General features: G+C 67.9%; 15 protein-coding genes. 9 read left to right on the top strand and 6 right to left on the bottom strand.

The genetic code is table 11. The features are described from left to right. The first annotated feature begins 88 nt into the window (after positions 1-88). Genes rpmH through ACIQF0_RS18860 form a run of 5 tightly spaced genes read left to right on the top strand, consistent with a single transcriptional unit; the run spans position 89 to position 2493 of the window. Positions 89-232, top strand: coding sequence for a 50S ribosomal protein L34 (gene rpmH, locus ACIQF0_RS18840; protein WP_030465619.1), 144 nt, complete (start codon positions 89-91; stop codon positions 230-232). Positions 233-258: 26 nt separating this feature from the next. Further along, complete coding sequence (gene rnpA, locus ACIQF0_RS18845; RefSeq protein ID WP_360047530.1) at positions 259-600, top strand: ribonuclease P protein component; 342 nt, start codon at positions 259-261, stop codon at positions 598-600. After that, on the top strand, positions 597-854 hold the full coding sequence (gene yidD / locus ACIQF0_RS18850) for a membrane protein insertion efficiency factor YidD (RefSeq protein ID WP_030465621.1): 258 nt from the start codon (positions 597-599) through the stop codon (positions 852-854). The genes rnpA and yidD overlap by 4 nt, the downstream gene beginning before the upstream one ends. A gap of 4 nt (positions 855-858) precedes the next feature. Beyond that, positions 859-1893 (top strand): membrane protein insertase YidC, encoded by a 1035-nt coding sequence (yidC, locus tag ACIQF0_RS18855; protein WP_360047528.1) that lies wholly within the window; start codon positions 859-861, stop codon positions 1891-1893. Between the two features lie 30 nt (positions 1894-1923). Next, on the top strand, positions 1924-2493 hold the full coding sequence (locus ACIQF0_RS18860) for a R3H domain-containing nucleic acid-binding protein (protein WP_360047527.1): 570 nt from the start codon (positions 1924-1926) through the stop codon (positions 2491-2493). A gap of 936 nt (positions 2494-3429) precedes the next feature. Here the strand turns inward: ACIQF0_RS18860 and ACIQF0_RS18865 are convergent. Next, entirely contained in the window at positions 3430-3867 is a 438-nt protein-coding gene (locus tag ACIQF0_RS18865; RefSeq protein WP_401030874.1) for a hypothetical protein, read from the bottom strand. A 209-nt stretch (positions 3868-4076) separates the two neighbouring features. Between ACIQF0_RS18865 and rsmG the strand changes: the two genes are divergently transcribed. From rsmG to ACIQF0_RS18880, 3 genes are all read left to right on the top strand, one after another. Beyond that, positions 4077-4724, top strand: a complete 648-nt coding sequence (rsmG, locus tag ACIQF0_RS18870; protein WP_401030876.1) for a 16S rRNA (guanine(527)-N(7))-methyltransferase RsmG — start codon at positions 4077-4079, stop codon at positions 4722-4724. Between the two features lie 95 nt (positions 4725-4819). Continuing rightward, the gene (locus tag ACIQF0_RS18875; protein WP_360047578.1) at positions 4820-5695 is read left to right on the top strand and encodes a ParA family protein; all 876 of its coding nucleotides are present in this window, start codon (positions 4820-4822) and stop codon (positions 5693-5695) included. Continuing rightward, positions 5692-6651, top strand: a complete 960-nt coding sequence (locus ACIQF0_RS18880) for a ParB/RepB/Spo0J family partition protein (protein ID WP_360047523.1) — start codon at positions 5692-5694, stop codon at positions 6649-6651. The genes ACIQF0_RS18875 and ACIQF0_RS18880 overlap by 4 nt, the downstream gene beginning before the upstream one ends. Before the next feature lie 86 nt (positions 6652-6737). Here the strand turns inward: ACIQF0_RS18880 and ACIQF0_RS18885 are convergent, their stop codons facing one another. From ACIQF0_RS18885 to ACIQF0_RS18895, 3 genes are all read right to left on the bottom strand, one after another. Beyond that, on the bottom strand, positions 6738-7058 hold the full coding sequence (locus ACIQF0_RS18885; protein ID WP_401030879.1) for a hypothetical protein: 321 nt from the start codon (positions 7056-7058) through the stop codon (positions 6738-6740). Positions 7059-7195: 137 nt separating this feature from the next. After that, positions 7196-8140, bottom strand: a complete 945-nt coding sequence (locus ACIQF0_RS18890) for a D-alanine--D-alanine ligase (RefSeq protein WP_319976360.1) — start codon at positions 8138-8140, stop codon at positions 7196-7198. Between the two features lie 20 nt (positions 8141-8160). Continuing rightward, a complete protein-coding gene (locus ACIQF0_RS18895) occupies positions 8161-9477 on the bottom strand; it encodes a PLP-dependent aminotransferase family protein (protein ID WP_360047519.1) in 1317 nt (438 codons plus the stop codon). Between the two features lie 134 nt (positions 9478-9611). Between ACIQF0_RS18895 and ACIQF0_RS18900 the strand changes: the two genes are divergently transcribed. After that, a complete protein-coding gene (locus tag ACIQF0_RS18900) occupies positions 9612-10244 on the top strand; it encodes a GNAT family N-acetyltransferase (RefSeq protein ID WP_093595118.1) in 633 nt (210 codons plus the stop codon). A 57-nt stretch (positions 10245-10301) separates the two neighbouring features. Here ACIQF0_RS18900 and ACIQF0_RS18905 read toward each other — a convergent pair whose 3' ends face one another. Both ACIQF0_RS18905 and trxA read right to left on the bottom strand, forming a co-directional pair. Further along, positions 10302-11441, bottom strand: a complete 1140-nt coding sequence (locus ACIQF0_RS18905) for an N-acetylmuramoyl-L-alanine amidase (RefSeq protein WP_093595121.1) — start codon at positions 11439-11441, stop codon at positions 10302-10304. Between the two features lie 221 nt (positions 11442-11662). Next, positions 11663-11992, bottom strand: coding sequence for a thioredoxin (trxA, locus tag ACIQF0_RS18910; protein WP_093595124.1), 330 nt, complete (start codon positions 11990-11992; stop codon positions 11663-11665). Position 11993 lies beyond the last annotated feature (1 nt).

The following is an 11993-nucleotide window of genomic DNA, read 5'->3' on the forward strand; positions in this document are numbered from 1 at the left end:
CGACGGGCGCCTTTCGCGCGCCTACGTCCACTGTTGTCGGGGACAACCACACAGGCTTTGTCAGCAGTGAAGCACCGGGAGACCGACCGTGAGCAAGGGTAAGCGCACCTTCCAGCCCAACAACCGCCGCCGCGCGAAGACGCACGGCTTCCGGCTGCGCATGCGGACCCGCGCCGGCCGCGCCATTCTGGCCGCGCGCCGCAGCAAGGGCCGTGCCACTCTGTCCGCCTGACCGCGGCTGGTAAGCGCAGCGTCGTCGTGCTCCCACCGGCCGCCCGGCTCACCCGCAGCCAGGACTTCGGCCTGGTGGTCCGCCGAGGCCGCCGCGCCGGACGGCCCCGGTTGGTCGTCCACGTCTTGAAGCCCGACGTGCCCACCTTGGATTCGTCCAAGGTGGGCTTCGTCGTGAGCAAGGCAGTTGGCAACTCGGTGGTCCGCCACCGTGTCTATCGACGTCTGCGTCACGTCGTGCGCCCGGCACTGGAAGAACTGCCGCCGGGAACTCTCGTCGTGGTGCGCGCGTTGGCTCCAGCAGCCGAAGCGTCGAGCTCGGAGCTCGCCGCTGATTTCACTTCCGCCCTGCGCAAGGTGCTGCGATGACCACGTTGCCCGCGAAGGTCGCGCTGCTGCCGGTGCACTTCTACCGGCGGTTCATCTCACCGCTGCTGCCGCCTACCTGTCGCTTCTACCCGAGCTGCAGCGCGTACGCGGTGGAGGCGTTGACCGTCCACGGTGCGTTGCGCGGAACCTGGCTGACCATCCGCCGGTTGCTGCGCTGCGGACCCTGGCACCCTGGAGGCCTGGACCCCGTTCCGCCGAGGCGGCAGGTCCCCGACGTATCCACCGAGGAGTAGCTCCGTGCTCAACTTCATCTACTACCCGGTGTCCTTCATCTTGTGGTGTTGGCACTGGGTGTTCGGCAAAGTCTTCGGTGAGTCGAGCGGCTTCGCCTGGGCCCTGGCCGTCATCTTCCTGGTCTTCACCCTCCGCGCCATCCTCTTCAAGCCGTTCGTCGGCCAGGTGCGCTCCATGCGAAAGATGCAGGAGTTCGCGCCGGAGATGCAGAAGATCAAGAAGAAGTTCCCGAACGACCGCCAGCGCCAGGCGCAGGAGATGCAGAAGCTGCAGTCCGAGCACGGCGTCAACCCGCTCGGCGGCTGCCTGCCCATGCTGGTGCAGATCCCGGTGTTCATCGGTCTGTTCCACGTGCTGCGCTCGTTCAAGCCCGGCTGGGGCGAGGTCTACTTCTTCGACAAGCAGGGCGTCGACTCGTTCGTCAACGCCAAGCTCTTCGGCACGAACCTCTCGACGTTCATCACGATGCCCGCCGACCAGTTGGCCCAGTACGGCACCGAGCGCCTGAACGTCATTCTGCTGTCGGTGCCGCTGATGATCGTGGCGTCCATCGCGACCCACTTCACGGCCCGCCACTCGGTCGCCCGCCAGAACGCGTCCGCGCTGGACAACCCGCAGACGGCGATCATGAACAAGCTGACGCTGTGGGTCTTCCCCCTGGGCGTCCTCGCCGGCGGTTTCTTCTTCCCGGTCGCGATCCTGCTGTACTGGCTGTCCAACAACGCGTGGACCCTCGGCCAGCAGCACTTCGTGTACAAGCGCATCGACTCCGAGGAAGAGGAGAAGAAGGCGACGGTCGTCGAGACCCGCCAGGCCCTCGCCCCGAAGCCGGGCGCGAAGCCGGTGAACCCGAAGAAGCCCGCACCGGGAGCCAAGCCGGCCAACGGAGCCAAGCGCATGCCGACCGCGGGCCCGAGCGGCCCCTCGTCGTCGGCGTCGTCGGAGACAGCCAGCAACGGCAACTCCAACACCGAGATCCCCGGCCTGACCCCAGGCCGATCCACCAGCAAGAAGCCGGGCAGCAAGAAGCGCCGCTGATTTCGGGCGTTGCCCCGGAGAGGAGACATCGTGTCGGAGACCTTGCAGGCGACCGACGACGTGGAGGCGTCGTCTGATGCCGCAGCCTCGGCCGAGTCCGAGGCCGCGGCAGAGCCGCAGTCGCAGAGCAAGACCGAGGACCTGCTCGTCCAGGAAGGCGACATCGCGGGCGACTACCTCGAGCGCCTGCTCGACCTGCTCGACTACGACGGCGACATCGACCTGGACGTGGAAAGCGGCCGGGCCATCGTCAGCATCGACGGAGGCGAAGACCTCGCCAAGCTGGTGGGCCCCCGAGGCAACGTCCTCGAATCGCTCCAGGAACTCACCCGCCTCGCCGTGCAGCAGGAAACGGGAGTCCGCTCCCGCCTGATGCTCGACATCGCCCAGTGGCGAGCGGGTCGCCGTGCCGAACTGGCAGAGATGGGCCGCACCACCGCGGAGAAGGTGGCCGCCTCAGGCGAGCGCGCCCGCCTGCACCCGATGACCCCGTTCGAGCGCAAGGTCGTCCACGACGCGGTCGCCGCAGTCGCGGGCGTGCACAGCGAGAGCGAGGGTGAGGAGCCGCAGCGGCGGGTCATCATCTTCACCAAGCCCTGACGGCTGAGCTTCACCAACGGCCCCTGGTTCCCACCGGAACCAGGGGCCGTTTGCTGTCCCGGACCAGACGGGAGGGAGGGACGGAGGACACGAAGAGTTCGCCGAGCGCAGGCACAGGCGGCGGCAGCGAGAACGATTCGAGGGCCCGCCGATACGGGAAGCTCGGCGATCGTGCATGGCATCCGGTGGCGACATGTCGACTCGGCATGATGACGCCAGGAAGAGCCTCGCGCCCTGAGCCCCGCCTCTGCACTGCTCTCCGCCTGGCGAGGCGTAGCTGAAGCAGATGTCCCTCCGCGCCAGAGAGGCGACGGCGAAGCCGAGCCCCTCTGCCAGCAACCGCAATGGCGAAGCCGAGCCGTCCCTCCGCACGCTCAAGGCAACGGCGAAGCCGAGCGTCCCTGCCGCCAACGGCAATGGCGAAGCCGAGGCGGGTGAACCAAGGCCTGCCGGTCAAGCGGTGATGACGCAACCAACCCGGCGATTGGGGCTTGACCTTGAGTGGGCGGGATGCTCCCCTCATGGGCACGGCCGGGCGCTTTTCAGCCCGGCCTTTTCCGGCCGTCAAGCATCCCGCCAGAGGCTCAAGGTCAAGCCCCAATCGCTATCGTCGCGAAGCGGCGATGACCGGCACCGGCTCGGTACTGCCCGCCCGGCCACCCTCGCAAGGTGACTGCTCGCCCGGCAGGTGACCGCTCCGCTGGAACGCGACGACCCAACGCAAGCCGGCCCGCGCGCTGCCCGCCCGGCCACTCTCGCAAGGCGACCGCCAGCCCGCCAGGTAACCGCCCCGCTGGAACGCGACAAGCCAACGCAAGCCGACCCACGCGGCACCCCCGCCCGCACAAGGTGACCACTCGCCCGACAGGCACCCCGTCCGGAGTAGGACCCACCCAGGTCCCCCGACCCACGCCCCCAACGTTCCACGTGAAACACCTACCCCCGCGCCGCCCACCACTCAGCCAGCCACTCCCTCTGCACCGCCGTGTCCGGCACCGGAAACCCCCGAGCCGACGCGATCAACCGCCAAGCCTCCCCCGGCTCAACCCCATCCATCCCCAACAACAACCCAGCCAACAACGACGACCGCCCGATCCCAGCCCAGCAGTGGAACACCACATGCGCCCCTCGTAGATACAGCGCATGGAGCGGCGAAACCACAGCGACAGCTGCCCCCACCTCCGGCACCGAGCGATCCTCAATCGGGAAGCACACGTACCGCAGTCCCGCGGCAAGAACCACCCGCTCCTCCTCCGCTAGATCGCACTCGACCCGCTCGGAGTCGGTCTGCGCCGACACGAGCACGTCGACCCCAAGCCGGCGCAGCTCGCGAATCTTCCCCTCCAAGTACACGCCGCCTGCCGGGTGACCCATCGTCGAAACGGTGCCCGGACCCGGTCGAGCGACTGTGTAGAGCGTCGGACGCAACTTTCCCCCAAGTTTCACGTGAAACGGCGCTCAGGATTTGGCAGAGCGCACGGTGGATCCGTCATGATGGTGCCCTGGCATTCGCCAGCTTTTCCACCGGCCGCCGGAACGTCGCCGCCGCGTGGTTTCACGTGAAACGCTCACGGACGGAGAACATGGCCGGGGAGTTGCCCGACAACGCGAAGCTCGTTTTCGGCGAGCACGTTGAGCGTGCTGCCGAGTTCGTCAGGCTCCTGGAGGAGCACGGCGTGGAGCGCGGACTTATCGGTCCTCGTGAAGTCGAGAAGATTTGGGATCGGCACGTGCTCAACTCGGCAGTGATCGAGGAGCTGTTCGATCCCAACGAACGTGTCGTTGACGTGGGCTCAGGCGCCGGGCTGCCGGGGGTGCCGCTCGCCATTGCGCGGCCCGACCTGAGGATCACGCTTCTTGAGCCGATGGCTCGCCGCATCGCGTGGCTTGAGGAAGTGAAGGAACGGCTCCAGCTCGACAACGTGACGGTCCTCCGCGGGCGCGCGGAGGAAGGACCGATTCGCAAGCAGCTGCTCAACTGCGACGCGGCTACTGCGAGGGCGGTGGCTCCGCTGGAGAAGCTGACGAAGTGGTGCCTCCCGCTCCTCCGGGGTGGTGGGCGGATGGTCGCGCTCAAGGGTGAGCGTGCGCAGGAGGAGTTGGAACGCGACGGCGCGGCGGTGCTCAAAGCTGGGGGCGCCAACGCCAAGGTCGTCGTCGTGGGAGCGGACGTACTTGAGGTGCCTACGACGGTGCTCATCGTGGAGCGCCAGACGCGGAGGGATCGGTGAGCGTGTATCCGGAGTTCCAGGCCGCCGATGTTCCACGTGAAACGAAGCCCTCCAAACCCAAAGCCAAGCCGACCAACAACGGAGATGACAGCGCCGTGGTGTGGACCCCGATTGCAGAAGAGGCGGCTCGTGCGGCAAGCGTGCTGCACCCCGACGAGTCCCTGCTCCCCCGCCCGACTCATCGCCGGGTGATGACCGTCGCCAACCAGAAGGGTGGCGTCGGCAAGACCACGAGCACGGTGAACCTCGCCGCCGCGCTCGCCATTCACGGGCTCAAGACGCTCGTGATCGACCTCGACCCGCAGGGCAACGCCAGCACGGCGCTCTCGGTTGAGCACCGCAGCGGCACGCCGTCCGTCTACGAGGTGCTGATCGGCGAGATCTCCATCGCCGAGGCGGCTCAGGTCAGCCCGACGTCGCCGAACCTGTTCTGCGTGCCCGCGACGATCGACCTTGCCGGCGCCGAGATCGAGCTCGTCTCGATGGTCGCCCGCGAGTCGCGGCTCAAGGAGGCGCTCTCCCCCGAGGCGCTCGACCAGTTGCAGCCCGACTACGTCTTCATCGACTGCCCGCCGAGCCTTGGCCTGCTGACCGTCAACGCGATGGTCGCGGCCCAGGAGGTCCTCATCCCGATCCAGTGCGAGTACTACGCGCTGGAGGGGCTGAGCCAGCTGCTGCGCAACATCGAGCTCGTACAGCAGCACCTCAACCCCGATCTGCTGATCTCCACGATCCTCCTCACGATGTACGACGGCCGCACGAAGCTCGCGGACCAGGTGACCAGTGAGGTGCGTGGCCACTTCGGCGACGTCGCCCTCAAGACCGTGATTCCGCGCAGCGTGAAGGTCTCCGAGGCACCAGGATTCGGGCAGACGGTGTTGACGTACGACCCGGGCTCGCGCGGGTCGATGAGCTACCTCGACGCTGCCAAGGAGATCGCGATCCGCGGGGCCAAGAAGGAGGGCGCATGACGGAGCAGCGCAAGGGCGGACTCGGGCGCGGTCTGGCCGCACTCATCCCGCAGGGTCCGCCTGCCGGTGCACCCAGCACCATCCGGCCCGCCGTGGCCGGCAACGGAACCAAGACCCAGCAGCCCATCGGCGAGGTCGCGGGAGCGGTGTACCGCGAGATCGCGGTCACCGCGATCCGCACGAACGCCAAGCAGCCGCGCCAGGTGTTCGACCAGGATGCGATCGACGAGCTCTCGTTCTCCATCAAGGAGTTCGGGCTCATGCAGCCGATCGTGGTCCGCGAGCTCACCGCGGACACGTTCGAACTCGTCATGGGTGAGCGCCGGTGGCGTGCCACGCAGCAGGCCGGGCTCAAGACGATCCCGGCCATCGTGCGGCAGACCGCCGACGACGTCATGCTGCGCGACGCGTTGCTGGAGAACATCCACCGCGTCCAGCTCAACCCGCTCGAAGAGGCGTCGGCCTACCAGCAGCTGCTGGAGGAGTTCGGCGTCACGCACGAGGAACTCGCCGACCGCATCGGCCGCAGCCGCCCCGTCGTCACGAACACCATCCGGCTGCTGAAGCTCCCCCTCGCCGTTCAGCGACGGGTCGCGGCGGGCGTGCTGAGCGCCGGGCACGCGCGGGCACTTCTCGGTCTGGATGAGGCGGGAGCGCAGGAAGATCTTGCGGCACGGATCATCGCCGAGGGCATGTCGGTCCGCGCGACCGAAGAAGCGGTCACGATCGCCAAGAACGAGAAGCCGGCGAAACCGAAGCAGGCTCCGCGCAAGCAGCTGCACGCGCCCGGTCTTCAGGAGCTCGCCGAGCGCCTCTCGGACAACTTCGACACCCGTGTGAAGGTCGAACTCGGGCAGCGAAAAGGCCGGATCGTGGTCGAATTCGGGTCAGTTGATGATCTTCAAAGGATCATCGGCATGATGAGCCCAGAAACGACAATTCGGACATCGGAGTAGGCCCATAGGATCACCCACGGGCCTTATGTCACGGTGACGATGACGCCCCGCATCCAATCGGATACGGGGCGTCACCTATTTCTCGATCAGTAGATGCGGACCCGCGTGACCGTCAGACCACCGATCTGGACGATCTGCCCGCTGTCGAGCACACGGCGAACGGTCCGGCCGTCCCTCTCCGTGTACTCGACCCACCCGAAGTTGTCGCCGGGCTCGACGCTCGACGAACGCGGGAGCATGACCGCGAGTTCGCCGATCTCGCCGTAGCAGCTCGCCCGCTGCGCGCCGGACCCGTCCACCCAGTTGATCTTCACGACGGCACTCGCCGAGCACGAGACCTGTTCGGTCGCGAACGCCGGAGCGGTGACGCAGAAGGTCGTCGCCAACGCGGCGACGAGCGTGATCATGCGCAAGGTGTCCCCCTTGATCAATCCCTCTCCGCGCGCAGTGTGGCAGCGTCGGCGAACCAGGGGCCAAGGTTTTCGGCGCAAACAAAAAGTGCGGCACCGAGAGGCTCGGCGCCGCACTCAGAACCGGGACGAACTCAGCGAGCGACAGCCCGCTCGATCAACCCGGCGTAGATCTCACCCAACGACTCCCCTGCCGCCTCGACCGCCATCGGCAGCAGCGACGTCTCGGTCAGCCCCGGCGACACGTTCACTTCGAGGAAGTAGACGGTCCCGTCCTCCGCCACGATGGCGTCGGTCCGCGACACGTCCCGCAGCCCGAGCAGCCGGTGCGCCGCGACCGCGAGCTCCCCGACCGACTTCGCGGCGGCCGCGTCCAACCGAGCCGGCGCGTGGAAGTCCGTCAGGCCCGCGGTGTACCGAGCCGTGTAGTCGTAGACCCCGGTCTCCGGAACGATCTCGACGGCCGGCAGCGCGTACGGCCCGTCCGGACCGTCGACGACCGCGACCGCCACCTCCACGCCGGAGATGAACTGCTCGGCCAGGACGGTGTCGCCGTACGCCAGGCACCCGACCATCGCGGGCGGCAGTTCGGCGGCGTCCCTGACGACCTGAGCGCCCAGCGCCGACCCACCCTGGTCCGGCTTCAGCATCAACGGCAGCCCCAGCGTCGAGACCATCGCGTCGAGCACCGGCTTGGCACCCAGCTCCCGGAACGTCGCGTGCGGCAGCACGATCCACTCCGGCGTCGTCAGCCCGGCGCGGGCGAGCTCGGCCTTCGCGGTCGGCTTGTCCCACGCGCGCCGGCACGCCCGCGAGTCCGTGCCCACGTACGGGACGCCGAACATCTCGAGGATCGCCTGCACCGACCCGTTCTCGCCCTCACCGCCGTGCAGGGCGACGACGACGGCGTCCGGGCGGTGGTCCCGCAGCCGTGTCAACAGAGACGCGTCGGCGTCCCACTCCTCCACCGTCACGCCCGCCGACCGCAGGGCAGCCGACAGGCGGCGGCCGGAGCGGATCGAGACCTCGCGTTCGTGGGAGAGCCCACCGGACAGCACAGCGACCATGCGGTCAGCCACAGCACAACTCCAAAGAAAGATCAGGCGGTGTCAGGCGAGGGGGTCTGCGGACCGGACAGCTGACGGCCCGGTGTCGCCCCGAAGGTCGCGGCCAGCTGCATCTCGTCCTCGATGACGTTCGCCAGGCGGCGGACGCCCTCACGGATGCGCTCCGGCGTCGGGTAGCAGTACGAGATCCGCAGCTGCCGGGAGCCGAAGCCGTCCGCGTAGAAACCGGTACCGGACGCGTAGGCCACGCGGGCCGTCACGGCGCGGGGCAGCATCGCCTTCGTGTCGATGCCCTCCGGCACCGTCACCCAGACGTAGAAGCCGCCATCCGGAATGTTCCACGTGGAACCTTGCGGCATGTGCTGCTCGAGAGCCGAGATCGCGGCGTCGCGGCGTTCCCGGTACGCCTCGCGGTAAGTCTTGATCTGACCCTTCCAGTCCTGCGTCGACAGGTACCGGGACACGATCATCTGGTTCAGGGTCGGCGGGCACAGGGTGGCCGACTCGGCGGCCAGCACCAGCTTCTCGCGCACCGCGTGCGGCGCCAGCACCCAGCCGACCCGCAGCCCGGCGGCGAACGTCTTGGAGAACGACCCGAGGTACACCACGTTGTCCGGGTCGAGAGACCGCAGCGCCGGGTACGTCTGGCCGTCGAACCCGAGCAGTCCGTACGGGTTGTCCTCCACGACCAGCACGCCGTAGGTGCGGCAGATCTCCAGGATCTCGGCCCGCCGCGACACCGCCAGCGTCACGCCGGCCGGGTTGTGGAAGTTCGGGATCGTGTAGAGGAACTTGACCCGCTGCCCCGCGCGCTTGCAGGCCTCAAGAGCCTCCCGCAGCAACGACGGCACGAGCCCGTCCGCGTCCATCGCCACGTGCACGACCTGAGCCTGGTACGCCGTGAACGAGCCGAGAGCGCCCACGTAGGAGGGTCCCTCCGCGATCACCACGTCACCGGGGTCGCAGAAGATCCGGGTGACCATGTCGAGGCCCATCTGCGAGCCGACGGTCACCACCACGTCGTCCGGGTGGCCGTTGATGCCCTCCAGCGCCATGACGTCGCAGATCTGCTCGCGCAGCAACGGGACACCGTGCGCCGAGCCGTACTGCAGAGCCACCAGCCCGTCGGTGGCCACCAGCTGACCGATCTCCGCGGACAGCGACTCCAGCGGCAGCGCGGCCAGGTGCGGCATGCCGCCGGCCAGCGAGACGACCTCCGGACGGGACGCCACTGCGAAGAGTGCCCGGATCTCCGATGCCGTCATCCCTGCCGTGCGCGCTGCGTAGCGGCGGAGGTGGGGGTCAAGGCTTCTGGGGCCCTGCTTCGCGGGCTGTCCGGGCACAGTCATGTGGGACTCCTGTATAGGAAATGTCCCGAGCGAGTGTAACCGTCGTCCCGTTCAGGGCACGCGCCTTCCGGGTTCCGTCACATTCGCCTACCCTCGTATGGGTTCACTGTGTGTGTTAACGGGTGGAGGTTGGGGTGTCCCGTCGCGTCGTGGGCGTCACGCTGGACAACCTGGAGCATCTCTCCAAGCACAGCAGGACGTGCGTTTTCTGGGAGCTGGCTCCTCACCTGCGAGAACAGGCTGAGGAATACGGCGACACCGAGTTCGAGAAGGAAGCCTGGGTCTCCAGCGTCCTGCTCGAGTGGGGTTCGTGCGGCCGCATGATCTACTGCGACGGCATCCCCGCTGGTTCGGTCTTCTACGCACCACCGGCCGCCGTTCCGCGCAGCGCCGCCTTCCCCACCTCTCCGGTGAGCCCGGACGCCGTCCTCATGACGTCGTTGGACGTTCTCCCGGAGTTCCGAGGGGGAGGACTCGCGCGCGTGCTCGTGCAGGCCGTGGCGAAGGATCTGACGCGTCGTGGCGTGAAGGCCATCGAGGCGTTCGGCGACATGCGCCCGGACGACGAAGAGTCGAGTTGCGTCACGCCCGCCGAGTTCCTCACGAGCGTGGGCTTCAAGACCGTGCGGCCGCACCCGCGCTGGCCGCGGTTGCGCCTGGAACTGCGCAGCGCCATCACGTGGAAGGAAGACGTCGAGGCAGCTCTCGAACGGCTTCTCAACAGCGTCACCGTCTCCACCGCGGAACCGAGCTTCCGCCCCGTCTGAGACAGCGAAAAGGCCCCCTCGCCGGCAGCGAGGGGGCCTTTTCGTCAGAACCGGAGATCAGCCCTTGGCCATCTCGTAGCGCAGCAGGTCGTTGAACGTGAACGTGCCCGTCGGCTGGTCGTCCTTGCCGAGCAGGTAGAGACGCTTCACGGCCACGAGGATGCCCTCGGCCACGATGTCGCGGAAGCCGGGCGTCGCCAGCCGGGCGCGGTCCTCGGTGTTCGTCAGGTAGCCCACCTCGACGCGGACGGCCGTGCAGCGGGTGAGCCGCAGCAGGTCCCACGTCTTCGGGTGCGAACCGCAGTTCGACATCGACGTGCGGGCGGTGACCTCGCGCTGGATGAACCCCGCGAGCGCCTCACCGACCGTGGACGACGCGCCGTTGCCCGTGCCGTAGTGGAACGTCGACACGCCCTGCGCGTTCGGCGACGAGTTGCCGTCGCTGTGCAGCGACAGGATCAGGTCGGCGCCCGCCTCGTTCGCGAACCTGGCGCGCTCCGCCTCGTCCGGGCAGTTGTCCGGACCGCGCGTGAGCAGCGCCTCCATGCCGGTGGCGGCCATCTTGCCTTCGAGACGGCGAGCCAGGTCCAGCATCAGCTCGGCCTCGGACAGCCCGTCCACGACCACGCCGCGGTCCTGGCCGCCGTGACCGGGGTCGATGACGATGCGCTTGCCGGACAGGCGCGAACCGGCGCCGCGGAGCTTCTCCTGTTCACGCAGCAGCTGCGGACGGCCGCCGCGGACCTTCGGCTGGAGCTGGCGCAACGCGCGCACGGTGTCCGGGCCGCACATGCCGTCGACGATCAGTCCGTAGTCGCGCTGGAAGTTCTTCAGCGCCTGTTCGGTCTGCTGACCGAACACACCGTTGGCGCGGCCGGCGTCGTACCCGAGCTCCAGCATGCGTTCCTGCAGTGCGAGCACGTCGTCACCGGTCGTCGGCTGCGACATCAGGAACGCGAGCGGCCGGTCCCCCAACCGGAACGTCGCGTCACGCAGCGAGCGGTAGGTCGCCGGGCCCACGATGCCATCGATGATCAGCCCCCGCTGCTGCTGGAACGCGCGCACGGCGTGCTCGACCTGCTGGTCGAACACCGGCGGCGCCTGTGGGTCGGCCGGCGGAAGCAGTCCGAGCCTGGTCAGGGTCGACCGGATCTCGGCAACATCACTTCCGACGTCCCCGCGGCGGAGCAGCTGCATGCACCCTCGCTCGACTATGGCGCCGAACCTGGTCGGCGCGTCAGTTGGGAAGTCCTCATTGTGCCCTGCCGCGCTGAGTGATCGATGCAGGGCTACTCACAGTCGTACCGAGATCACCGTCCCGGCACCAAAAACGAACGTGACCCGCTCGTCTTATCGATAGACGGGCGGGTCACGTTGCGCGTTGCAAAGAACTTCTCAGCTCCATGCAACTTTCTGGCTCACGCCAGGACGTCCTGCAGGTCCTTCAGCAGCGCGGCCTTCGGCTTCGCGCCGACGATCTGCTTCACCGGACGGCCGCCCTGGAACAGAATCAGCGTCGGGACGGACATGATCTGGTAGTCACGGGCGATCGACGGGTTGGCGTCGATGTCGACCTTGGCGACGGTGATCTTCTCGCCGTGCTCGGCCGCGATCTCCTCCAGCACCGGCGCAACCATCTTGCACGGGCCGCACCAGGTCGCCCAGAAGTCGACCAGCACGGGCTTCTCGCTGGTCAGAACGTCGTCCGCGAACGACTTGTCGGTCACCGTGACGGTGGCGCCTGCCATG

Origin of the sequence: Lentzea sp. NPDC092896, assembly GCF_044754905.1 — a bacterium.
Taxonomy (GTDB): Bacteria; Actinomycetota; Actinomycetes; order Mycobacteriales; family Pseudonocardiaceae; genus Lentzea.

Bases quoted from the DNA above. Each gene is read 5' to 3' on its own strand.
- ACIQF0_RS18865 (WP_401030874.1), bottom strand. From the start codon at position 3,867: ATGGGTCACCCGGCAGGCGGCGTGTACTTGGAGGGGAAGATTCGCGAG.
- ACIQF0_RS18895 (WP_360047519.1), bottom strand. From the start codon at position 9,477: ATGACTGTGCCCGGACAGCCCGCGAAGCAGGGCCCCAGAAGCCTTGAC.
- rsmG (WP_401030876.1), top strand. From the start codon at position 4,077: ATGGCCGGGGAGTTGCCCGACAACGCGAAGCTCGTTTTCGGCGAGCAC.
- ACIQF0_RS18880 (WP_360047523.1), top strand. From the start codon at position 5,692: ATGACGGAGCAGCGCAAGGGCGGACTCGGGCGCGGTCTGGCCGCACTC.
- ACIQF0_RS18885 (WP_401030879.1), bottom strand. From the start codon at position 7,058: ATGATCACGCTCGTCGCCGCGTTGGCGACGACCTTCTGCGTCACCGCT.
- yidD (WP_030465621.1), top strand. From the start codon at position 597: ATGACCACGTTGCCCGCGAAGGTCGCGCTGCTGCCGGTGCACTTCTAC.
- trxA (WP_093595124.1), bottom strand. From the start codon at position 11,992: ATGGCAGGCGCCACCGTCACGGTGACCGACAAGTCGTTCGCGGACGAC.
- ACIQF0_RS18905 (WP_093595121.1), bottom strand. From the start codon at position 11,441: ATGCAGCTGCTCCGCCGCGGGGACGTCGGAAGTGATGTTGCCGAGATC.